At 36.2% G+C, this 22,529-nt stretch carries 24 protein-coding genes; 14 read left to right on the plus strand and 10 right to left on the minus strand.

The window, feature by feature from the left end; all coding sequences use genetic code 11:
- The coding region (rplU, locus tag ACEYOS_RS11990; protein WP_373708094.1) for a 50S ribosomal protein L21 at nt 1-195 on the minus strand (195 nt) is incomplete at its 3' end.
- Between the two features lie 203 nt (nt 196-398).
- On the opposite strand from rplU, the gene ACEYOS_RS11995 reads away from it, so the two are divergent.
- Nucleotides 399-1,490, plus strand: a complete 1,092-nt coding sequence (locus ACEYOS_RS11995) for an acyltransferase family protein (RefSeq protein WP_373708095.1) — start codon at nt 399-401, stop codon at nt 1,488-1,490.
- Nucleotides 1,491-1,528: 38 nt separating this feature from the next.
- Here ACEYOS_RS11995 and ACEYOS_RS12000 read toward each other — a convergent pair whose 3' ends face one another.
- Nucleotides 1,529-1,774 (minus strand): hypothetical protein, encoded by a 246-nt coding sequence (locus ACEYOS_RS12000; protein WP_373708096.1) that lies wholly within the window; start codon nt 1,772-1,774, stop codon nt 1,529-1,531.
- Nucleotides 1,775-1,934: 160 nt separating this feature from the next.
- Between ACEYOS_RS12000 and ACEYOS_RS12005 the strand changes: the two genes are divergently transcribed.
- The 3 genes from ACEYOS_RS12005 (at nt 1,935) to ACEYOS_RS12015 (ending at nt 4,677) form a co-directional block, all read left to right on the plus strand.
- Nucleotides 1,935-2,513, plus strand: coding sequence for a tRNA-(ms[2]io[6]A)-hydroxylase (locus ACEYOS_RS12005; protein ID WP_307422272.1), 579 nt, complete (start codon nt 1,935-1,937; stop codon nt 2,511-2,513).
- A gap of 74 nt (nt 2,514-2,587) precedes the next feature.
- Nucleotides 2,588-3,208, plus strand: a complete 621-nt coding sequence (locus ACEYOS_RS12010) for a DUF502 domain-containing protein (protein ID WP_373708097.1) — start codon at nt 2,588-2,590, stop codon at nt 3,206-3,208.
- Between the two features lie 92 nt (nt 3,209-3,300).
- Nucleotides 3,301-4,677: a tryptophanase gene (locus ACEYOS_RS12015; protein ID WP_373708098.1), complete on the plus strand. Its 1,377-nt coding sequence runs from the start codon at nt 3,301-3,303 to the stop codon at nt 4,675-4,677.
- A 114-nt stretch (nt 4,678-4,791) separates the two neighbouring features.
- On the opposite strand, the gene ACEYOS_RS12020 is transcribed toward ACEYOS_RS12015, so the two are convergent.
- Entirely contained in the window at nt 4,792-4,974 is a 183-nt protein-coding gene (locus tag ACEYOS_RS12020) for a CPXCG motif-containing cysteine-rich protein (RefSeq protein ID WP_373708099.1), read from the minus strand.
- A gap of 24 nt (nt 4,975-4,998) precedes the next feature.
- Nucleotides 4,999-5,493, minus strand: a complete 495-nt coding sequence (gene msrB, locus ACEYOS_RS12025) for a peptide-methionine (R)-S-oxide reductase MsrB (protein ID WP_373708126.1) — start codon at nt 5,491-5,493, stop codon at nt 4,999-5,001.
- A gap of 117 nt (nt 5,494-5,610) precedes the next feature.
- Here msrB and ACEYOS_RS12030 point away from each other — a divergent pair, with 117 nt between their 5' ends.
- Nucleotides 5,611-6,855: a DUF445 domain-containing protein gene (locus tag ACEYOS_RS12030; protein WP_373708100.1), complete on the plus strand. Its 1,245-nt coding sequence runs from the start codon at nt 5,611-5,613 to the stop codon at nt 6,853-6,855.
- Between the two features lie 77 nt (nt 6,856-6,932).
- Here the strand turns inward: ACEYOS_RS12030 and ACEYOS_RS12035 are convergent, their stop codons facing one another.
- Together ACEYOS_RS12035 and ACEYOS_RS12040 are read right to left on the minus strand one after the other, a co-directional pair.
- The gene (locus ACEYOS_RS12035; RefSeq protein WP_373708101.1) at nt 6,933-7,286 is read right to left on the minus strand and encodes a four helix bundle protein; all 354 of its coding nucleotides are present in this window, start codon (nt 7,284-7,286) and stop codon (nt 6,933-6,935) included.
- Nucleotides 7,287-7,348: 62 nt separating this feature from the next.
- The gene (locus tag ACEYOS_RS12040; protein WP_373708102.1) at nt 7,349-8,356 is read right to left on the minus strand and encodes a quinone-dependent dihydroorotate dehydrogenase; all 1,008 of its coding nucleotides are present in this window, start codon (nt 8,354-8,356) and stop codon (nt 7,349-7,351) included.
- 163 nt (nt 8,357-8,519) lie between these two features.
- On the opposite strand from ACEYOS_RS12040, the gene ACEYOS_RS12045 reads away from it, so the two are divergent.
- The 7 genes from ACEYOS_RS12045 to ACEYOS_RS12075 all read left to right on the plus strand — a co-directional run bounded on the left by ACEYOS_RS12045 (nt 8,520) and on the right by ACEYOS_RS12075 (nt 16,088).
- Nucleotides 8,520-9,602 carry a potassium transporter TrkG gene (locus tag ACEYOS_RS12045; RefSeq protein ID WP_373708103.1) on the plus strand — a complete coding sequence of 361 codons (1,083 nt, stop codon included), beginning with the start codon at nt 8,520-8,522 and terminating at the stop codon, nt 9,600-9,602.
- Nucleotides 9,602-10,270 (plus strand): potassium transporter TrkG, encoded by a 669-nt coding sequence (locus ACEYOS_RS12050; protein WP_373708104.1) that lies wholly within the window; start codon nt 9,602-9,604, stop codon nt 10,268-10,270. Before ACEYOS_RS12045 ends, ACEYOS_RS12050 begins: the two co-directional genes overlap by 1 nt.
- Nucleotides 10,271-10,280: 10 nt before the next feature.
- Nucleotides 10,281-10,967: a TrkA family potassium uptake protein gene (locus ACEYOS_RS12055; RefSeq protein ID WP_373708105.1), complete on the plus strand. Its 687-nt coding sequence runs from the start codon at nt 10,281-10,283 to the stop codon at nt 10,965-10,967.
- A gap of 43 nt (nt 10,968-11,010) precedes the next feature.
- Nucleotides 11,011-11,499, plus strand: a complete 489-nt coding sequence (locus ACEYOS_RS12060; RefSeq protein ID WP_373708106.1) for a hypothetical protein — start codon at nt 11,011-11,013, stop codon at nt 11,497-11,499.
- A gap of 280 nt (nt 11,500-11,779) precedes the next feature.
- Nucleotides 11,780-13,321, plus strand: coding sequence for a glycine--tRNA ligase (locus ACEYOS_RS12065; RefSeq protein WP_373708107.1), 1,542 nt, complete (start codon nt 11,780-11,782; stop codon nt 13,319-13,321).
- Nucleotides 13,322-13,425: 104 nt separating this feature from the next.
- Nucleotides 13,426-14,562 carry a serine hydrolase domain-containing protein gene (locus ACEYOS_RS12070; RefSeq protein ID WP_373708108.1) on the plus strand — a complete coding sequence of 379 codons (1,137 nt, stop codon included), beginning with the start codon at nt 13,426-13,428 and terminating at the stop codon, nt 14,560-14,562.
- A gap of 305 nt (nt 14,563-14,867) precedes the next feature.
- The gene (locus ACEYOS_RS12075) at nt 14,868-16,088 is read left to right on the plus strand and encodes an aminotransferase class V-fold PLP-dependent enzyme (protein WP_373708109.1); all 1,221 of its coding nucleotides are present in this window, start codon (nt 14,868-14,870) and stop codon (nt 16,086-16,088) included.
- 4 nt (nt 16,089-16,092) lie between these two features.
- Here ACEYOS_RS12075 and bcp read toward each other — a convergent pair whose 3' ends face one another.
- Nucleotides 16,093-16,545 carry a thioredoxin-dependent thiol peroxidase gene (gene bcp, locus ACEYOS_RS12080; RefSeq protein ID WP_373708110.1) on the minus strand — a complete coding sequence of 151 codons (453 nt, stop codon included), beginning with the start codon at nt 16,543-16,545 and terminating at the stop codon, nt 16,093-16,095.
- A 32-nt stretch (nt 16,546-16,577) separates the two neighbouring features.
- Here bcp and nth point away from each other — a divergent pair, with 32 nt between their 5' ends.
- A complete protein-coding gene (nth, locus tag ACEYOS_RS12085; RefSeq protein ID WP_373708111.1) occupies nt 16,578-17,195 on the plus strand; it encodes an endonuclease III in 618 nt (205 codons plus the stop codon).
- 37 nt (nt 17,196-17,232) lie between these two features.
- Here nth and ACEYOS_RS12090 read toward each other — a convergent pair whose 3' ends face one another.
- From ACEYOS_RS12090 to ACEYOS_RS12100, 3 genes are all read right to left on the minus strand, one after another.
- Nucleotides 17,233-17,586: a response regulator gene (locus ACEYOS_RS12090; protein ID WP_373708112.1), complete on the minus strand. Its 354-nt coding sequence runs from the start codon at nt 17,584-17,586 to the stop codon at nt 17,233-17,235.
- Between the two features lie 9 nt (nt 17,587-17,595).
- Complete coding sequence (locus ACEYOS_RS12095) at nt 17,596-19,836, minus strand: PAS domain S-box protein (RefSeq protein ID WP_373708113.1); 2,241 nt, start codon at nt 19,834-19,836, stop codon at nt 17,596-17,598.
- Nucleotides 19,837-20,036: 200 nt separating this feature from the next.
- The gene (locus ACEYOS_RS12100) at nt 20,037-21,833 is read right to left on the minus strand and encodes a DUF885 family protein (RefSeq protein WP_373708114.1); all 1,797 of its coding nucleotides are present in this window, start codon (nt 21,831-21,833) and stop codon (nt 20,037-20,039) included.
- Between the two features lie 183 nt (nt 21,834-22,016).
- On the opposite strand from ACEYOS_RS12100, the gene ACEYOS_RS12105 reads away from it, so the two are divergent.
- A complete protein-coding gene (locus ACEYOS_RS12105) occupies nt 22,017-22,478 on the plus strand; it encodes a hypothetical protein (protein ID WP_373739247.1) in 462 nt (153 codons plus the stop codon).
- Nucleotides 22,479-22,529 lie beyond the last annotated feature (51 nt).

Here is a 22,529-nt window from a genome sequence, read left to right on the forward strand (position 1 = left end):
GTGATTGATGATTTCAGCATCAACAGTGATACCGCTTACAGCCGGGGCGCCGATTGTTGTAGAACCGTTTACAGTTAAAAGAACTTTATCAAAAGAAACTTTTCCTCCGATATCGCCTTTCAAACGGTTTACAAACAACTTCTGGTCTTGCTCAACTTTATATTGAAGCCCTGCTATTTCTACAATTGCAAACATTGTTTATAAATTTTGTTAGTTAATTCGAGGTGCAAAAGTAATAAATATTTTTGAGTTATCCACAATGCACTTTAAAATTTCTGAAAAGATTTTGACTCAAGCAGTTATGTCTTTTAGGATTGCTCCAGAATCACGCCTTATTTTTCAAATGAAATTAATCTTTCTCATCTGATTTTTAATTACTTTTGATTTTTAAACAAACTATGAAAAGAGATCTCTACATTGACTTTGCAAAAGGTTTTGCAACATTAGCCATTATCTTTATCCACACTGTTTTTTGGTCAGGACAATTTTATGTTCCAACCGAACTGCGAGTGCTGTCCTTATTAATAGATGTTCCTTTGTTTTATGCTTTAAGCGGACTGACTTCTGGTAATAACATCGAAAAGACTTTTTATCGATTGCTAAAACTGCAGATTACTTTTATGATTTTCGTGACCTTTCTTTTCTTTCTTGACTATTTTTTCAAAGTCTTTGGTTTAAATATGTTCGGACTGGATTGGATGAAAGATTTCTACTCGACGTTCGGTTCTAAATATGTTCCACACAGTATTACCGATGTTCCACAGTGGCAGAATCTCGGCAACTGGTATCTTCATCAATACACCAATGCAGATACTTTCCCTGTTGTGATGGGGAGTTTTTGGTATCTAAAAGTTTATTTTATTTTAACCGTCTTTGGAGTTTTAATTTTAAGATTTTTCCCAAAACACATCAGCTGGTTTATTGGACTTTGCTTGGGTTTAACATTACTGTTTAATCTCTTCCCTCAATTTTATCCTACCGGACAAGTCGGTTATGTTGCTTTATATCTAGGTATATTCTTAATTGCCCATCAATTAAAAGGTAAAAAAATAGCAACGAAATGGCTTCCCCTACTCTATGGAATATTACTTATTATTCTGGTTTGCCTATTTTGGAATTCAGGTAAAGAATTATTCTTGAAAATGAACAAAGCAAAATTCCCTCCCAAATTATTGTACATCTTTTGGTCGAGTTTCTCGCTGTTAACTTTATTCGTATTGTACAATCGCCTTAAAATAAACAAAAACAATTTCATTACTTACATCGGTAAAAACGCGATCTTCTATTATTTTGCGCAAGGAATGAGTTCTTCTCTGGTTTATTTTATCGTTGTATTGTTAAAGGATTCCATACCGTGGGGAATTCTCTTGGTGTTAATCTTCGCCATCAACATCTTGTTAGCAGTGATCATTGCGGAAGGTTTAAAAAAGATCGATGCTTTTGGGTGGAAAACCCTCCAGTATCTGCGTAAAAAAACTGCTTCAGTTTAAAACCGAAGCAGCTCATATCATCTTTATAGAATAAAGAATTAGCCTCTTTTTCCGCCACCTCTTGCGATAATCGCAATAAGGATAATCACGAATAATCCACCTATTACCCAATAAATTGGATTCGTAAACCATTCTTCTGTGGTTGTAGTTTTAGTGGTCGTTACATCAACGTTCAAATCTGGTGTTTTGGTTGCTTCTTGTGCTAGAGTCAATATGCTAAAGAAAAAGGTTAGCATAAAAATTCCGAATTTTTCAAAGCTGTTTTTCATAGATAAAGTGTTCATAATAGCTTATTTTTTTAATGTTGATTGATGAATATTCAACATTTGTGCCACATACAATCCTTTACACTATTAATAGGTTAATTTAATTAGGATTTTAGCAAAGAGCTTAAATGGAAAATCATGCTTTTAATTTTATTAAATTTACCCAAAAATTAAGACAATGTTTAAATTGAGACTATTGACCGATCCACGTTGGGCCAATATTGCAGAAGGAAATTTGGAGGAAATCCTTACCGATCATGCCTGGTGTGAACAAAAAGCAACCACAAATGCAATCACGATTATTACGATGTGCCCAGAATATCCCGAAATCGTGACAGAGCTTTTGAAAATTGCCCAAGAAGAGTTAGAACATTTTCAAATGGTGCATGAAATTATAAAAAAGCGTGGTTACGAATTCGGCAGAGAACGAAAAGATGATTATGTGGGACAATTATTTAAATTCATTGTTCAGGGAACCCGAAAAGAATATATCATCGACAGAATGCTATTTGCCGCTATGATTGAAGCCAGAAGCTGTGAGAGATTTAGAGTCTTAACCGAAAATATCAAAGATGAAGAATTAAAAACCTTCTACAAAGATCTCATGATTTCTGAAGCTGGACATTACACCACTTTCATCGGATTTGCCAGACAATTAGGAGACGTAGAAAAAGTAAATCAGCGTTGGGAAGAATGGTTGGATTACGAAGCAGAAATCATTAAATCCTACGGAAAAAAAGAAACCATTCACGGATAAATATTATTTACAATTACTCCAAAATTTTCCTATTTTTACCAAACCTCATTTAAAGATTTTCAGACTCGCAAAGAATGCAAAAAGCCCATTTTGAAAAATTACTCAATACCTTGGTGAAATCATTTTTCCAGGGACTTTTAATTATTGGACCTTTTGCCTTAACAATCTGGATCATTTGGTATATTGTATCGAGTATTGATAATATTATTCCATCATTATCAGAACAGTTTTATCCTGGAATAACATTTTTAATTGTCATCGGATCTACGACTTTGATTGGTTTTTTAGGAAGCAAATTCATTATCGGTCGAGTCGTCGTTGATAGTTTTGATTATCTGCTTGAACATACACCGGGAATTAAATTTATTTACAGTTCTTTAAAAGACGTGATGACTTCTTTCGTTGGTGATAAAAAGAAATTTAATCAACCTGTGCTCATTAAAACAGCAGAAAATCCCCCACTTTGGCGCATCGGATTTTTGACTCAAAGCGATCTTTCGTCAGTAGGTTTTCCCGAACATGTTTCGGTTTACCTTCCTCATTCATACGCCGTTTCGGGCTGGGTAGTATTTGTTTTAGCAACCAACATTACCATTCTCGATAACGTAACTGCAGCACAGGCAATGAAGTTTGCCGTAAGTGGTGGCGTTGCAGGATTCCACTCTGATGACAACGTTTTCAAAGCACCGGAATGATTAGTAATCAGTAATGAGCGTTACGTAATTTCATACTTATCGCTTCCCGTTTTTTTATTACTTATTACCAATTATTTATTACTCATACTTATATGAAATTACCTTACGCAGAACCGTACAGAATTAAAATGGTGGAAGAAATTCGCCAATCAACCAGAGAAGAAAGAGAAGAATGGCTGAAAAATTCGAAATACAATTTATTTAATTTAAAGTCCTCTCAAGTTTATATTGACTTATTAACAGATTCCGGAACAGGAGCCATGAGCGACCAACAATGGGGAGCGATGATGACCGGCGACGAAAGTTACGCAGGCTCTAAAAGTTTCGAAAAATTACATGAAACTGTTCAAAATATCACAGGATATCAATATTTGCTACCAACTCACCAGGGAAGAGCCGCTGAAAATGTGCTGTTTTCGGTTTTGGTAAAAGATGGTGATGTTATTCCCGGAAACACTCATTTTGATACTACAAAAGGACATATCGAGATAAGAAAAGCCCACGCAGTAGATTGTACGATCGATGAAGCTTTCGATATTGAAGATCCTCATCCTTTCAAAGGAAATATCGATTTAGAAAAATTAGAACTGGTTTATCAATCGTATCCGAAAGAGCAAATTCCATTTTGCTTGATCACAATTACGTGTAATTCTTCTGGTGGACAGCCTGTTTCCTTAGAAAACATGAGAGCTGTTAAAGAGCTTTCTGATTGCTATGGAGTTCCAATTTATTTCGATTCTGCGAGATTTGCCGAGAATGCTTATTTTATTAAAATGAGAGAGAAAGGCCAAGAAAACAGAACCATTAAAGAGATCGCTAAAGAAGCATTTTCTTATGGTGTTGGAATGACCATGAGTTCTAAAAAAGACGGTCTTGTTAATATAGGTGGATTTATTGCTTTAAATGATGCAGATATTTTTAAAAAGGCTTCTAATTTTACCATTATTTTTGAAGGCTTCATCACTTATGGTGGAATGGCCGGACGAGATATGGCAGCTTTAGCCGTTGGATTGAACGAAGCAACAGAATTTGAATATTTAGAAAGCCGTATTTCTCAAGTTGAATATCTCGGAAATAAATTAATTGAATTCGGAATTCCCGTGCAAAAACCAATTGGAGGTCACGCAGTTTTCATAGACTCTTTGAAATTCTTACCGAACATTCCACGAGAAGAATATCCGGCTCAAACTTTGGCAAATGAAATTTACAAAGAAGCAGGAATTAGAACCGTAGAAATAGGAACGTTATTAGCGGATCGTGATCCGGAAACGCGTATCAACCGTTATCCAAAATTAGAATTAGTTCGTTTGGCGATTCCACGCAGAACGTACACGAACAATCATATGGATTATATCGCAGCCGCTATTAAAAATGTGTATGACCGCAGAAATGAAATTCAAAAAGGATATAATATTACCTGGGAATCTGAGATCCTGAGACATTTTACAGTCGAACTGGAAAAAGCATAAAACTACTTTTCATTTATAAATCAAAAAAACCTCGGCTTTCGTCGAGGTTTTTGCTTTATAAGGTTTATTATTTTCTAGAATCAATCGTAAAAGGCCGAGGCTTTTTACAGAAATCTATTGCTCAATGTTCACAGCATCAAAGCCGACCAGTTCTTCAGATTCAAAAGTCACATGCAATTCTATCGGATTACAGCAAACTTCGCAATCTTCTATATAGGTTTGGTTCGGAACAGAAGGATCTAAAAGTGCAGAAATTTCTTCCCAGCAATAGGGACAAGTATAAAAATGTTCTAACATGATCTGTGATAATTAGAGTGATTTTTATTTTGCGGCTTTTTCACTGTCTCCCACAAAATCTAAACTGACAGAATTCATACAATAACGGGTTCCCGTTGGTGGCGGACCGTCGTTGAAAACGTGACCTAAATGCGAATCGCATCTTTTACATAAAACTTCAGTTCTTTCCATTCCGTAGGTAGAATCTCTCTTGTAGGTCGTACCTTGTTTATCAGCTTCGAAGAAACTTGGCCATCCACAAGTGGATGCAAATTTAGCGTCTGAACGAAACAAATGATTTCCACAAACTGCGCAATAATAATCCCCTTTTTCATCGTAGACGTTATATTTACCGGTTCCAGGTCTTTCTGTATTGGCTTCACGGGAAACTGCATACACGTCTTCAGGCAGGATTTTTTTCCATTCAGAATTAGGGACGTCCAGTTTGGTGCGGTCTGTTCGGGAATAGTATGGATTGTTTTTTGTTGTTGAATTTTCCATTGAGGTAGATTTTTCGGGTTGTTTAACTTGAGTACACATTTGCAATGACATGCAAAATAATATTGAAAGAATGATTTTCATAAATTTTAAAACTAATTTTCTAGTGAAATCGTATCGATTAAAGTTTTGCGACTCAAATTTAGTACATTTGAAATAATGAATGACATAGAAAAAAAGATACAATTAAGGAAGTACAAAATGTTTGCCACAGGACTCTTCGTTTTGATGGCAGTTATTTTTGTGGTGATGACCATTTTAGAAAAGAAAAATCCCGCTCATTGGATTGGCTATATCCGAGCGTTCTCTGAAGCGGCCATGGTTGGTGCTTTGGCAGACTGGTTTGCAGTGACGGCACTTTTTAATTATCCACTTGGAATAAAAATTCCACACACCAATTTAATTGAAAATAGCAAAGAGCGCATTGGTGATAATCTCGGAAATTTCGTGGTAGAGAATTTTCTTTCGCCGCAGAATATCAGACCCTATATTCAGAAAATTAAAATTTCGAATTTTGTGGGCGACTGGCTGTCAAAGGAACGGAATCAAGAAAACTTAATGAAAGAGGTTTCGACGATTATTTTGGATATTTTAAATAAATTAGATGATACCGCTGTGGTATCTTTCATTGGTAAAAAAGCCAAAGAAATGTCTGATGATTTAAAAATTAACCAGATTGTTGGTAACGGAATTCAATATATCTTGGATAAAAAAGATCATCAGAGATTTATTACCAATCTTTCAAAACAAATTAAAGAATACGTGCTTAACAATCAAGAAATGGTAAAACAACGCGTGAAAAGCGAAAGTTATTTTTTGATCCCAAAATTTGTTGATGATGGTATTGCAGATAAAATTACCAGCGGACTTTCGAAATATTTTGAAGAAGTTGAATTGGATGAAAACCACTCTCTTCGAACTGAAATCACTCAAAAACTCTATTCTTTTTCTAAAGAAATTCAGACGGATGAAAAATGGGTAGAAGAATTTAAAGCGATTAAAAATGACTTTCTGAAGGAAGAAAAGATCCAGCAATATTCACAAGACATCTGGCTTTCAATTAAAAAATCTTTGTCTAGTGAATTGGAAGAAGAGCAATCTGCCTTGAAAAATTACCTTCGAAAAAATCTTGCAGAACTTTCTGAAAATTTAAAAACTGACGAAGTTTTTCAACATAAAATCGATCACTGGGTTCGTGCGACTGCCTACAAATATATTCTAAAAAATACCCATCAGTTCGGAGCGCTGATCAGTTCTACCGTTGGAAACTGGGAAGGAAAAGAACTCAGTGCAAAAATGGAATTAGAAGTCGGAAAAGATCTACAATTCATCCGTGTCAATGGGACATTGGTCGGTGGATTGGTCGGATTGATTATTTATACGGTGAGTAATTTTTTCATTTAAAGTCAGAAGTTGGCAGTTGGAAGACCAAAGATGATAATCAGAAGTCTAAAGTTTTGGCCTTGAAAAAGACAGGCTGTTTATTTTAGGCTGTTTCGAAGTGCTGCAATCTGATTCATCAATTGAAATGCATCATCGTAAAGTGTATCAAATTCTTCCCTGCTGATATATTTGCGCAGCTGTACTTTATATAAACATGTTACAACTTCAGCTAACGATCGAATAGAATACCCTAAAAATCTTCCAAATTCAGCATTACTTTGTCCCACAGAACCTTCTGCAATATTCAATGCGACACTGTCTGCTGCTCTTCTGATTTGAGAAGCTAAATTAAACTTTTCATAATCTGGGAATGTTAATGAAACATCATTAATCGTCTCTCCATATTCTAAAGAAATTTGCCAAACTCGTAATTTTTCAAATTTAAAAGCCATAAAATTTATTTTAATTAAACTTCGTAACTCGCTTTCACCAGCTTCGGACTTCAGTCTTCAGACTACAAACATTTCAAAATCTTTTGATTGATTTGATGAATTAATTCTGGTCCTTCATAAATAAATCCTGTATAGAGCTGAACTAAACTAGCGCCAGCTTCCAGTTTTTCTAAAGCATCTTCCGCCGTATGAATTCCACCAACACCAATAATTGGAAATGCTTTTCCACTTTTTTCAGACAGAAATCTGATGACTTCGGTGGAACGTTTTGTTAATGGTTTTCCGGAAAGTCCACCGGTTTCTTTTTTATTTTCTGAACTTAAGTTTTCCCGGGAAAGTGTTGTATTCGTTGCAATCACGCCCGCGATTTTTGTTTCTTTGATGATATCGATAATATCTAAAAGTTGGCTGTCGATTACATCTGGTGCGATTTTCAGAAGAATTGGTTTAGGTTTTTTCTTGGTCAGATTTAATTGCTGTAAAGTTCCGAGTAGTTTTGTTAAAGGTTCTTTGTCTTGAAGCTCCCGGAGATTTGGCGTATTAGGAGAACTCACATTCACGACGAAATAATCAACATGATCAAATAATTTTTCAAAACAAATGATATAATCGTTGACCGCTTCCTCATTCGGCGTCACTTTATTTTTGCCAATATTTCCACCGATAAGCACATTTTTATTTTGCTTCAATCGCTCTACAGCAGCATCTACACCGCGGTTATTAAAGCCCATTCGGTTGATGATGGCCGAATCTTCCTTTAAACGAAACAATCTCTTCTTAGGATTTCCGTCCTGTGCTTTCGGAGTTAAGGTTCCGATCTCTACAAAACCAAATCCAAGATCTGACAGTTCGTTGAACATTTTTGCATCTTTATCAAATCCCGCAGCTAAACCCACCGGATTCTTAAATTTCAAGCCGAACACTTCTCTTTCCAATCTTTTATCTTCTATGGGTTTTGGTAGAAAAACTTTGGTGAGAAAGGGAAAATTCTTTAATAATGAAAAAGTAAAATAATGAACTTCTTCAGGATCAAACTTGAATAAAATCGGACGAATAATTGATTTGTACATGGAAATAAGCGTTGGACACAAAAATAAGCAAATTAGTAGAGAGGCAGAAAAACTTTATCTAATTATATCAGAAGAATGCGATTTTCATTTATTTTGACTGAAATTTATTTACATTCGTAGTAATCAAAAATGCCAAGCCTATTTTTACGGCTTATTTTTAAATATGTGGAATAACAAACTCAATCTTTTTTCTTTTTACACCAGTCTTGTAGCAGTGTTAATTATGATTGTAGAAGCTGGCTTTTTCAAGGAGTTTCTCTATCGTAGCCAAATTATTTATTTCTATGACTTTAGTTTTATTCTCAAGCTTTTCAATATATTTTATTATAATTTTTATAAAAAAAGCAATACCACCAAGAAAATTTGGCCGCTGGAAATTATCGTGACAGCCTCTATTGTGGTTTATTATTTGGCCCGGTTCGAATACAATTTTTTCGAAACCCGAACTTTTCAGTTCTTCAACCTTCGTCTTTTATATGTATTAATCATCCTTTGCTTCGTGCGGGATTTTTCCAGTTTGCATATTAATTTTAAAAGAACCTTTATCAATCCACCGCAGCTTTTTATCGTTAGTTTCCTTTCTATTATTCTCATTGGCAGCGCCTTATTAATGATGCCCAATGCGACGGTGAACGGCATCAAACCTTTGGACGCTCTTTTCACCGCCACAAGTGCAGTGTGCGTTACGGGACTGATTGTATTGGATACCTCAAAGGATTTTACGCTGTTTGGCAAGATCATCATCATCTCTCTTATACAAATTGGAGGACTGGGAATTATGACTTTTGCAAGTTATTTCAGCTACTTTTTTCGCGGCGGTGCCTCTTACGAGAACCAACTTAGTTTAGGCGAAATGACGAGCTCTGATAAATTAGGAGAAGTATTCAACACGCTCAAAAGAATTATCATCATCACCGTCGTTATTGAAGCTGTCGGTGCCGTCGTTATCTTTTCGAATCTGGATTTATCTTTACTCGATGGCTCCATCAACAAAGGAATTTTCTTTTCCATCTTTCATTCTATTTCTGCATTTTGTAACGCAGGATTTTCAACGCTGAGTGGAAACTTATATGAACCGGGCTATCAATTTAATTACGGGTTACATCTCACCGTAGCTTCCCTCTTTATTTTTGGTGGATTAGGGTTTCCTATTGTTTATAATGTTTACAAATATGTTAAACACATGGTGAAGATTTTATTTCTGTCTTCTTTACCAGAGAAAAATTTCACTATACGCCGTGGGTAATGAATCTTAATTCCCGCATTATTCTTGCGACTACTTTTATCCTTCTCTTTTTCGGAACAGCAATTATTTACTTCTTCGAATATGATGGCGCTCTGAAGCAACATTCTACTTTCGGAGCGATTGTAGAAGCATTTTTTATCTCTGCAAATAATAGAACAGCGGGCTTCAATACGATTGATGTCGCCACAATTTCGGCGCCCACCATTATGATCTGTATGTTTTTAATGTGGATTGGCGCGTCACCTGCATCTACGGGTGGTGGTATTAAAACAAGCACTTTTGCGATTGCTGCTCTCAATATTCTCAGTTTGGCAAAAGGAAAAAAGAGAACTGAAATATTCAGAAGAGAAATTGGTGAACATTCCATAAGAAGAGCTTTCTCCATCATCGCACTGTCATTAATTGTGGTCGGATTTGGAATATTTTTATTGGTGATTGTCGAACCTAAAAAAGATCTGATGAGTTTGGCTTTCGAAGCATTTTCAGCTTATTCCACTGTAGGACTGAGCTTAAATATAACTCCTACGTTATCACCAGCTGGTAAAGCAATTATTATTGCAATCATGTTTGTTGGCAGAGTGAGCATGTTCTCTATTTTAATTGCGGTAATGAAACGCGAGAAATACTATAATTATCGTTATCCGAAGGAAGAAATCTTAATTAATTAAATTTAAAAAAATGAAATATATCGTCATCGGTTTAGGAAACTTCGGACTTTCTTTAGCGGAAAAACTAACCAAATTAGGCAATGAACTTATTGGTATTGATAACAGTATGGCCAAAGTAGAAGCTGTAAAAGAAAAAATTTCTCACGCCATCTGTATGGATGCTACGGATGAATACACAATGAACGGCCTCCCGTTCAAAGACACTGACATTGTGATCATTGCCATTGGAGAAGATACTGGCGCGAATATTATGGCAACAGCAATGGTAAAAAAACTTCATCCAAACCGAATTATCAGTCGGGCGATTTCCAATATTCATGAAACCATTCTGGAGGCGATGGATGTTCAAACTATTATTCACCCAGAGGAAGAAACTGCAGAAAGATGGGCTAAAAAACTATCTTTAAAAGGTATGGTTGAATCCTTTGAACTCAGTATAAATTACAGCATCGCAGAAATTGCGATTCCAGATCAACTCGTCGGAAAAACTATTGAAGCCGTAGGATTTAGAAATAACTACAATCTTGTTTGTGTCACCATTATTAAAAAAATTGCCGACAAAAATATTTTTGGAAAGGTAAAGAGAATCAACAAGATTCAGGGCGTGGTAACGACCGATACGGTTTTAGAAAGTGCAGACATATTGGTGATCTACGGTGAGAATGAGGATATTAAAAAATTCATCAAAGAACACTAAATCTTGTATTTCTTTTAATTATTAAACTTTATCAAAAAAAAATATGAAAAAAATTCTATTCCTGAGTATGGCTTTCTGTTTTCAGAGTGCTTACAGTCAAGTTGCAATGTCTGGTAATCAATTAATGAAAGACGGTCAGACTTACAAAATGTCAAAATACAATGATGTTTTTAAAAATCCTGAAGCACTTTCTTATTTTAAAAAAGCGCGAACAAATAATACGGTCGGAACTATTTTCGCAGGAGTTGGAGGCGGCGTGATCGGTGTTGGATTAGCGAGAGCACTGAGTGGTGGTAAAACGACGGTTACGATCAATGGTCAACCTCAAGTCATCAAACAGGATAATAGCACAGCCTGGACGGCGGTTGGGATCGGTGCCGGAATTGTAGGAATTGGAATTCCTTTTGCATTGGCAGCCAAGAAAAATGCTGATAAAGCGATCCAACTTGAAAACGGAGAATCTACTTCTTTTCAACCTTACTTTAAAGTGGAAAGTGCTGGAACTGGTTTGGCCTTGAGTTATAATTTTTAAATAGTTTTTAATTAAATAGGAACAGAGACGGAAAGTGATTTCTGCCTTTTTGTTTTTAGATCAATTGAAACGCACATCATTTTAACGAATCTTTCATTGAAAACCGAATCGTAACTTGCCCTGATTGAAGCGACATCCTTTTGCGTGACGGGCGGAACGAAGAGGAGACCGACACGCAAAAGATACAGCGGAAAGCAGGTTCCCGGCTCCTAATTCTTCAAATCACAGCCTCTTAAAAATCACAATAAAATTCCCTATTTTTGCATAAATTCTAAAGACAATGGCTAAACAAGAAGATGTTTTCAAAAAATTGATTTCGCATGCGAAAGAGTATGGTTTTATTTTTCCTTCAAGTGAGATTTATGACGGTCTTTCGGCGATTTACGATTATGGACAAAATGGAGCAGAACTGAAAAACAACATCAAACAGTATTGGTGGAAAGCAATGGTACAGATGAATGAAAATATTGTAGGTATTGATTCTGCAATTTTCATGCATCCAACTATTTGGAAAGCTTCGGGCCACGTTGATGCTTTTAATGATCCTTTGATTGATAATAAAGATTCGAAAAAACGTTTCAGAGCCGATGTTTTAATTGAAGATTATTGTGCGAAAGTTGAAGATAAAGCACAAAAAGAAATTGATAAAGCAGCCAAAAGATTTGGTGACGCTTTTGATAAAAAAGAATTTGAAAGCACGAATCCACGTGTTTTAGAATATAGAGAAAAACAGAAAACGATTCTTTCAAGAATGGCAAAATCTCTTGGAGATGAAAATCTTGCCGATGTGAAAGCATTGATTGAAGAGTTAGAAATTGCGGATCCCGATACCGGTTCGAAAAACTGGACGGATGTTCGTCAGTTCAACTTAATGTTTGGAACGAAGTTAGGCGCGTCTGCAGATTCAGCAACCGATCTTTATTTGAGACCAGAAACGGCGCAGGGAATTTTTGTCAACTTCTTAAATGTTCAAAAAACATCTCGCCTTAAATTGCCTTTTGGAATTGCTCAAATCGGGAAAGCCTTTAGAAATGAAATTGTTGCGAGACAGTTTATTTTCAGAATGCGTGAATTCGAACAAATGGAAATGCAATATTTTGTACCACCGGGAACGGAATTGGATTTCTATGAAACCTGGAAAGAGAAACGTTTGAACTGGCATTTGGCTTTAGGTTTAGGTGCTGAAAATTATAAATTCCACGATCACGAAAAATTGGCTCATTACGCAAACGCTGCGGCTGATATTGAATTTAAATTCCCGTTCGGATTTAAGGAACTGGAAGGAATTCACTCCAGAACCGATTTCGATTTAAGCGCGCACGAAAAACATTCTGGTCGTAAATTACAATATTTTGACTCTGAAAGAAATGAAAATTACGTTCCTTTTGTCGTAGAAACTTCAGTTGGATTAGACCGTTTGTTCTTAGCAATTTTCTCTAACTGTTTGAAAGACGAAGTTTTAGAAGACGGTTCAGAAAGAACAGTTCTTTCTCTTCCTCCAGCATTGGCTCCCGTAAAAGCAGCGATCTTGCCATTAATGAAAAAAGATGGTTTAGGAGAATACGGGGAGAAAATCTTCAATGATTTGAAATACGATTTCAACATGATCTACGAAGATAAAGACAGCATCGGAAAACGTTACAGACGTCAGGATGCAATCGGAACGCCTTTCTGTATTACAATTGACCACGATTCTCTAACCGATAATACGGTGACTTTAAGAGACAGAGATACGATGAAACAGGAAAGAGTTGCTGTGGCAGATTTAAGAAGAATCATTGACGAGAAAACGAATTTCAGAAATTTACTTTCTAAAATTTAAGTTTTAAAAAATATTTTAACGAGAAAGTTCCAGAGAAATCTGGAGCTTTTTTATTTGAACAGATTTCCATTTATAATCCTAAATTTGTCTTAAACATTTTTTGCATGTTAGAAAAAACTTTAAAAGGAATACTCGTTGCAATTGCTGCTTTAATAGCGCTTGCTTACACTTTCGGATATGATTATTTATTCAAAGGAATTCGTGAAACTTACCTGCGCGGTGAAAGTGGCTCGTCTATAGATGATGGAACGTATTTCAAATCTCACACGATCGCTAAAGGACAATCAATTCCGTGGATTAAAGATTCGTTGTACAATCAAAAAGCTTTGCCGAAAAATCTCGTTGAAGATTTACAGCAATCAAAAACGGCTTCTTTTCTCATCATTAAAAATGGGAAATTAGTACATGAACAATATTGGGACGGCTACACCCCAACTTCTAAAACCAATTCTTTTTCTATGGCAAAAGCCGTTACGGTAATGCTTGTAGGAAAAGCCGTTGAGCAGAAAAAAATTAAAAGTTTCGATGAGAAATTTGCTGGGTTTTTCGAAAATTACAACAACGTACCCTTCGGAAAATATCTTACGTTGGCGAATTTGGCTGAAATGGAAGCGGGTTTAAACTGGAACGAAGATTATAACAACCCTTTTCTGCCGAATGCAAAAGCCTATTACGGAAATTCTTTGGAAAAAGCAGTTTTGCTGCGCGGTTTCAAAGATCAACCGGGAACACAGTTCGAATATCAATCTGGGTCCACACAACTTTTAGGTTTTGCTTTAAGAAAATCGCTGGATAAAACAATTGCAGAATATGCGTCAGAAACATTGTGGCAACCTCTTGGAATGGAACAAAACGCAGACTGGAATACCGACGATTTCGGCATGGAAAAAACCTTTTGCTGCATCAATTCTAATTCCAGAGATTTTGCAAAACTGGGACAAGTATTTTTAAATAACGGGGAATTTAATGGAAAGCAAATCCTTAATCCACAGTTTATTAATAAGATGAGAACGCCGACTCAATTATCTGAAGGTGCTTATGGAATGGGACTTTGGATTAATAACGACGCACCACTTAAACACTACTATTTCCGTGGTTTATATGGACAATATATTATTGTTATTCCAGAGAAGGAGATGGTTATTGTTCGAACAGGAATGGATAAAAGGGAAACTTTTGATGATAAAGGAAGACCTGTTCAGGTGGCACTATATGTGAATGAAGTGGCGAAGAATTTTTAATTAAGATTGGTGCTTTTCGAAAAAAGTTTTAACGCAATGACGCAAAGTTTTAAAAATGATTCTGTTTAATAAATGACGATCGCAAAGGCGTTTCACTCAGCACATGGAAAATTAAATTATTAGTCTTTTTTTGATACTTGGAATAGTTTTCCAGATCTTTTTATTTCAAAAAGTTTTGTTTTTAAGCGGTCATAATTTGGTGGTTTTGCTATAATTCGTATTCTTTTTTTCTATGCTCTTTACTCTCCATATAAAGAATATTCAATTTAAAATTCCGTAAATTTGAAGCATTCTAAATAAGCATTATGTTCGACATTCAAAATATCCGCAGTCAGTTTCCTATTCTTACCCAAAAAGTTAATGGCAAACCTTTAATTTATCTTGATAATGGTGCGACTTCTCAGAAGCCAATTGCTGTTATGGAAAGTTGGGAGAAATATTACTCAGAAATCAATGCGAATGTTCATCGTGGTATTCACACTTTGAGTCAGTTAGCAACGGAAGAGATGGAAGTTTCGCGCAGAAAAGTTCAGAAATTTCTTAATGCTAAAAATGATTTCGAAGTTATTTTTACGAAAGGAACGACGGAAGGAATCAACCTTATCGCTTATGCAATCACGAATTTGATCAAGAAAGATGACGAGATCATTATTTCTTATTTAGAACACCACTCGAATATCGTTCCGTGGCAAATGCTGTGTGAGAGAACTGGTGCCAAATTGAAAGTAATTCCGATGGACGAAAACGGAATTCTTCAACTCGATTTTTTAGATCAAAATTTAAGTGAAAAAACAAAGATCGTTTCTCTGAATCAGGTTTCAAATGCACTTGGAGTCATTAATCCTATTGAAGAAATTATTGCCAAAACAAGAGCGAATTCTAACGCGATGATCGTTATTGATGGAGCTCAGTCTGTGCCGCATTTTAAAATTGATGTTCAGAAAATGGATTGTGATTTCTTCGTCTTCTCTGGACATAAAATGTATGCTCCGATGGGAACGGGAATTCTTTATGGAAAAGAAGAAATCCTGAGAAAAATCCAACCTTTTCATGGTGGTGGTGAAATGATTGCGACGTGTTCTTTTGAAGAAACGACTTATGCAGATCTACCTTTTAAATTTGAAGCTGGAACGCCAAATGTTGGTGGCAACATCGCTTTGGGAGCAGCCATTGATTTCATGGATAAAATCGGTCAGGAAAATATTCAGACGCATGAAACTGCTTTGCTTGATTACGCTCAGAAGAAATTACTAGAAATTGACGGTCTCCGAATTTACGGTGAAAAAGCCAACCGAACAGGAGTGGTTTCTTTCAATCTGGAAGGAGTCGGCATCGCTTCTGATGTCGGAATGATTCTGGACAAACTCGGCATCGCGGTGAGAACTGGTCATCACTGTACACAACCAATTATGAACTTCTTTAATATCGCAGGAACGGTTCGAGCAAGTTTTGCAGTTTACAATACGTTTGAAGAAATAGATGTTTTGGCAGAAGGTGTAAAAAAAGCCCAACGGATGCTGGGCTAATTATTTAAGATTCTTTTAAAATCTGTCTCGCAGCTGTTTTATTTTTCACCTTATCGATAACGCGGGTACAAATTCCTTTTTCATCAAAAATGAAAGTGGTTCGCATAACACCCATGTATTCTCTTCCCATGAAATTTTTCATTTGCCACACGCCAAATTTTTCTAAAGTCTCTTTGGACTCGTCAGAAAGAAGCGGAAATTGAAACGCGTTCTTTTCGTGAAACTTTCTTTGAGCAGGCACAGGGTCAGCAGAAACTCCGATTAATTCATAACCTTCTTTTGTTAATTCAGTAAGATTATCATTTAAATTACACGCTTCTGTGGTGCAACCTGGGGTGCTCGCTTTCGGATAAAAGAATACAATCAGCTTCTTTCCTAAAAAACTCTTCGACCGTACTTTATCTCCATCTTGGTTTAAAAGTTCAAATTCTGGTAATTGATCGCCTACTTGCAACATATTGTTTAATTTTGTTCAAATTTAGATTTAAAATGTTAAAAAAGCAAAGAGCAGAAATCGTAAGGACCGAATTGGAGAAATTATATCCAACCGTTCCTATTCCGCTGGACCACAATTGTCATTTTACGCTATTGGTTGCGGTGGCACTTTCCGCTCAAACGACGGATAAAAAAGTGAATCAGATTTCGCCTAAACTTTTTGAAGTTGCCGGTGATCCTTTTAAAATGAAAGAATTAGAAGTTGACGAAATTAAATATTTAATTAAAGAAATCGGCCTCGCCAATACCAAAGCCAAAAATCTGAAGAGAATGTCGGAGCTTTTAGTAGAAAGGCATAACGGAGTTGTTCCGCAAACCTACGAAGAACTGGAAGCGCTTCCTGGAGTTGGTCATAAAACTGCTTCTGTGGTGATGAGTCAGGGATTTGGATTCCCAGCATTTCCTGTAGACACCCATATTCACCGATTGATGACGCAGTGGAAATTAACTTCGGGTAAAAATGTAGTGGAAACCGAAAAAGATGCAAAGAAGCTTTTTCCAAAAGAAACCTGGAATAAATTACACTTACAAATTATTTTCTACGGTCGAGAATATTCGCCCGCGAGAGGAAATCAAGATAATGATTACATTACGAAAATGCTTTTTGAATAAAATTGCTGAGAGTAAATTTTTAAATTTGAGACCGGATCTACTTTAAAAGCTTTTCTACCTTATCGATTAAATCATCTATTTCAAAAGGTTTTGCCAGAAAGTCATCGGCGCCAATCTCTGTGCAGATCTTTGCGGCATCGGGATGAGCAGACATCAACATTACTTTGATATCAGAAGTTTCAGAATTTCGCTTTACTTCTTTGGTTAAAGTCCGTCCATCAAAGCCTGACATCAGCATATCGGTGATAATTAATTCTGGTTTTGCAATTGCCAGTTTCTGTCTATATTCTGCAGGATTACAACATGATTCGACATCATAACCATCGGAAAGCAAAATACTTTCAATGAGTGTACAAATGTCTTTGTTGTCATCAACAACCAATATCTTCATAATTTTAATTTAATTTTCTAAAAGAGGCAGGGCGAAATAAAACTTACTTCCTTTTTGTTTTTCACTTTCTACCCAAATTTTTCCCTCGTGTCTATCGACGATATCTTTAACTATAAACAGTCCGATTCCGAATCCTGGAAAAGTCACTTCATCTTCACCAGAAACTCGGTAAAAACGATCGAAGATCTTCGTTAATTCGAGCTCATCCATACCAATTCCAAAATCCTCTACCGAAACTACAGCGCAATTTCCGTCAACGTAAAGCTTCACATTAACCTCGTTTGCATTCGGAGAATATTTGATCGCATTGGTTAAAAGATTATTTAACACCTGCGTGATTCGATCTTTGTCAGCAAAAACCTCGATATCTTTTGCATCGCTCAATTCAAAATTAATATGGTGGCTTTGGTCTGCTGCTTTGATATCTTCAATAGTTTCTGTCACCAGTTTTAGCAAAGAAAAATCACCTTTATGCAAAGGAAGTTTTCCGGATTCAATGCGGGAAATATCCAGAAGCTCACCCATTAAATGATTGAGCTTATTGATTTGATTTTCTATGGTGTTTAAAGAATTGACCAGAAATTTATCATCTGAACCGCCACGCATTTTTTTAAGCAACTGCACGTAGCCTTTTATTGTAGTCACCGGAGTTTTCAGTTCATGATTAGCGATTTTGATGAAATTATTTTTATGTTCATCCTGCTTTTTCATGTCGTCGATATCGGTACTTGTCCCAACCCATTTCGTGACATTACCAAATTCATCTAATTGTGGAGCAGCCCGACTTAGAAACCAGCGGTATTCTTCATTCTTGTTTCGAAAACGATGTTCAAATGAAAAGGGTGTTTTATTTTTGACGCTTTTCATCCACAGGCGTGTATTTTCAATTCGTTCATCAGGATGTACAATATCGATCCAGCCATTTCCCTCTAAAAAAGTGTTATAATCTTTCCCGGAATAATCCATGGTCGCTTGATTGAAATAGGTTAGTCGTCCATCACTTTCACCGATCCAGACAATTTGCGGAATCGCATCAGCCAGAAAACGATATTTCTGTTCACTTTCTCTGATTTTTCGCTCGAACTCTTTTAAGTCCGTAATATCGCGCATCGTTCCAGAAATGTACGGTTTACTACCTTCAAAACTTTCCAGGAGTCTGCCATATATTTCAACCCACTTTACGTTTCCATCGCGCAAGATAATTTTGGTTTGGTAATAGAGATCGCCCGTATCTTTTGCCTGTTTTAACGCATCATTACGAACTTTTACATATTTGGGGTGAATGTGATTTTCGAAAACCTTACAGTCCAGCTTCTCCGTATCAGAGTCGTATCCCAGAATCGATAAAAAGCGGGGTGAGAAATTGTATTTATGCTGCGTTTCATAATCCATATCAAACCTGCCTAATTTAGTAGCGTCTAAGGCAGTATTCAGCTGATGATGGCTTTCCTGAAGAAGGATCTCGTTGGTTTTCCGTTCCGTAATGTCTTGCATTACTCCTAACATTCGATTCGGTTGATTCTCTTCGTCGCGGAATATTTTACCATTGGTGAAAATCCATTTCAGATTCCCCTGTTTATCGATGATCCTGGCTTCATACTTATATTTCCCAGTTTTTAAAGCGCGTTCGTAAGCTTTCTCTACAATATTGACACGGTCATATTCTACCAAATGATTTCTTAGTTGCTGATGACTGATGGCATCATCCTCTTTGTAGCCGAAAATTTTTGATAAATAAGTAGAATGAATAATTTCGGAATTTTTCAGGTTTAAATCCCAGGTTGCCGTATGAGAACTTTCGGTTGCCAAACGAAGTCTTTCCTCTTCCTCTCGAATTTTACTTTTGATGCCTACCAGATCAGTAACTTCGATTACCACCGTTGCGAAATACTGCAAATCGCCATTTTCGCTGTAGATCGGTTGGTAAACAAAATTAAAGAAAACATCTTGAAGCACACCATCCCTGTGGAGCTTTACACAATGTTCAGGCGCGTAAAATGGCTGTTTGTTTTTCTTTACATCTTCGAAGATGGAAAGCAACTGATCCTCTGTTTCAGGAAAAATATCGAACATGCATTTGCCTAAAACTTCCTCTCTTGTTTTTTGAACGATATCGAGCCAGACATTATTTGCAAATTCAAAAACGTAATGCTCATTAACCAGCGAAAAACCAAAAGGCGTTTTCTGCATTACATTTTCCAGAACATTCTCTGTCAAAGAGAGCGGAATATGGGGAAAGTTGACATCCATAAATGATCAATTTTTGACCTGTAAAATTACAGATTTATTTGATATTTCATTAAAATATTTTCAGCTTGACAAATGAATATTTAACCATAAATGTTTCCAATTACAATACTTTTAAAATAGCGGAAAATTGATTAGAAATAATAAAAAAGAGATAGATTTTTTTTAAAACTTTAACCTTCATTATTAATTATTGCTGAAGATTATTTCTGTTTTTTTGACCAGTTTTCCATTTTGCGATCGAGTACATCCAAAGGCAAACAACCTTGATTCAGCACCTCATCATGGAATTTCGCTAAACTGAATTTACTTCCGAGATCTCTGGTGTATCGATCCCGCAATTCGCGAATTTTTAGGGAACCAATTTTGTAACCTAAGGCTTGTCCTGGCATGGCCATGTAACGCTCGATCTCTGCTGTGGCACTCGCTTCATCGTAAGAAATATTACTGAGGAAATATTGAATAGCTTCTTCCCGATTCATCGTTCCGGTATGGATTCCTGTATCAACAACAAGCCTTACTGCACGCAACATTTGATCACTCAAATATCCCATTTTCTGATAAGGATCGGTATATAATCCGAACTCTGGCCCCAGCGTTTCACAATAATGTGCCCAACCTTCGCCGTACGCTCCAAACCACCCAAATCGCATGAATTTAGGAACTGCCGTGTTTTCCTGCTGTAAAGAAATTTGGTAATGATGACCTGGAATTGCTTCGTGTAGAAATAAAGATTCCATCCCTGAAGTCACATTAAATTTTGTTGGATCAGGAATGGGAATATAGAAAATTCCCGGACGTTTTCCATCTGGAGTTCCCTGAATATATTCTGCACTTGCAGTCGCTTCTCTGAATTTTTCGGTCTGTCGAATTTCAAATGGAGTTACAGGAGTTACACTGAACATGGTTTTTAATTTCGGCGTGATCTTAGCCAAAATACCATTGAATGCAGTGATCACTTCTTTCTCCGTTTTGTAGGGCATTGCTTTCGGGTCAGATTTTACGAATGTTATAAACTCTTCCAAAGTTTCGGTAAAGCCAACCTCTTGCTTTACTTTCTCCATTTCTCCACGAAGCATTGCTACTTGTTCTAGGCCAATTTTGTTAATCTCTTCCGGAGATTTTGACGTTGTCGTCCAGCTTTTAACATAATAAGCATAAATCTCATTTCCCTTTGGTAAGGCGTTAATTCCGTCGGTCGTTCTTGCTTTCGGCAAATATTCTGTTTCCAGGAATGTTCCCATTTTGGCATAAGCCGGAACTATTTTCTTCGAAACCACCTCTTTGTAGGCTGCGGTCAATTTCTCTCTTTGAGCACTGCTAAAGTTCTTCGGGAATTTTTTTACTGGACCATAAAAAATATTGGTTTCAAAGTCAGAACTTGTCAATTCTTCAGCATTCATTTGCGGAATCATTTTCGCCACTAATTTTTTCGGAAGAACAAAGTTGTTTTTCATTCCTTCCCGAAAGTTTCCTTCTGCGGTCGCCATCCATTCAGGGAACTTTTCCAGTCTTTTCAACCAGTCTTCATAATCTTTCACTGTTTTGAAGGGCTGACTTCCCTCGCCACTTCCCAACAGCGGAAAGTCCAGTGGCAATCCACCAAACTGAGTGAACGGAATATATTCTGGATGGTAAGCGTAGCGTTCAATTTTATCTTTTAAAGTATAATCCAACACATCGTAAACGGTTTTGTCATCGTCACTAAGGGATTTATAATCTAATTTTTGTAACTTATTTTGAACTGAACTGTAAAACGAAATTTCACCTGAAATAAAATCTTTATCAATATTGATCGGCAACTGGTCATTGTAGCGCAAATCACCTTGAGACGTAGCTTCTATAGGATAGAGTTTCAAATACTGTTCGTAGTAATCAGCGGCAATTGAATCTACTTCAATCGGTGTGACTTTGGTTAAAGGCGAATCAGATTTTTTACAACTTGTAAATCCGGTCAAGAAAACTACTCCTAAAAAAGCAGTGTATAAAACATTTTTCATTATCCTATTTTTGAAGATGCTAAATTAATTGTTTTTGATTAAAGTTTAGAAATTATGATTTTAAACTCCTGATTTTAATCAAATTGAAAATTACAACAAATAATTTTGCACAATCAATCTATTTTTTATCTTTGCTCTATCAGGTTCGCTGATTACTTATATAACTCAATTTTTTCTAAAAAAATGAAAGGGATTTTAAAAATCTATCATCCGGATGAAACCCTAAAATATCACATCCAGACTACTTATTGCAAAGCCGTTTACAGCAACACTCAACATTTTTTGGAAGTAGAAATTATTACCGATGATTCTTTGGATCATGTAGATGATGATTCATTGCAATATAACTTTCCCCAAATTTCGATGAATGTTTTTGATTTTCCGATCGAAGATTCAGAACTCGTTGGAAAGTCTTTTGCGATGCGCGATTCCGACGCTGATAATTTCATTGGGGTCGATCTTTTTGATGATGAAGATGCATTCCTTACCGAGAGCAAACTTTCTTTCAAGAATGACGCTACTGGTGAACTCGAACTTTTCTGGGAAGGAAATATTACTGATTTTTATACCGGCTCAAACCAGCCAATTCCGTTTAAACTGAAATGTAATTTCAAGCAAGACGAAATTATTGTTGACGAAGATTAATTCTATTAATTCAGTCCAACTTTAAATAAATACCTTAAAATCTGTAATATT

It is taken from the genome of Kaistella sp., from assembly GCF_041824135.1.
GTDB lineage: Bacteria > Bacteroidota > Bacteroidia > Flavobacteriales > Weeksellaceae > Kaistella.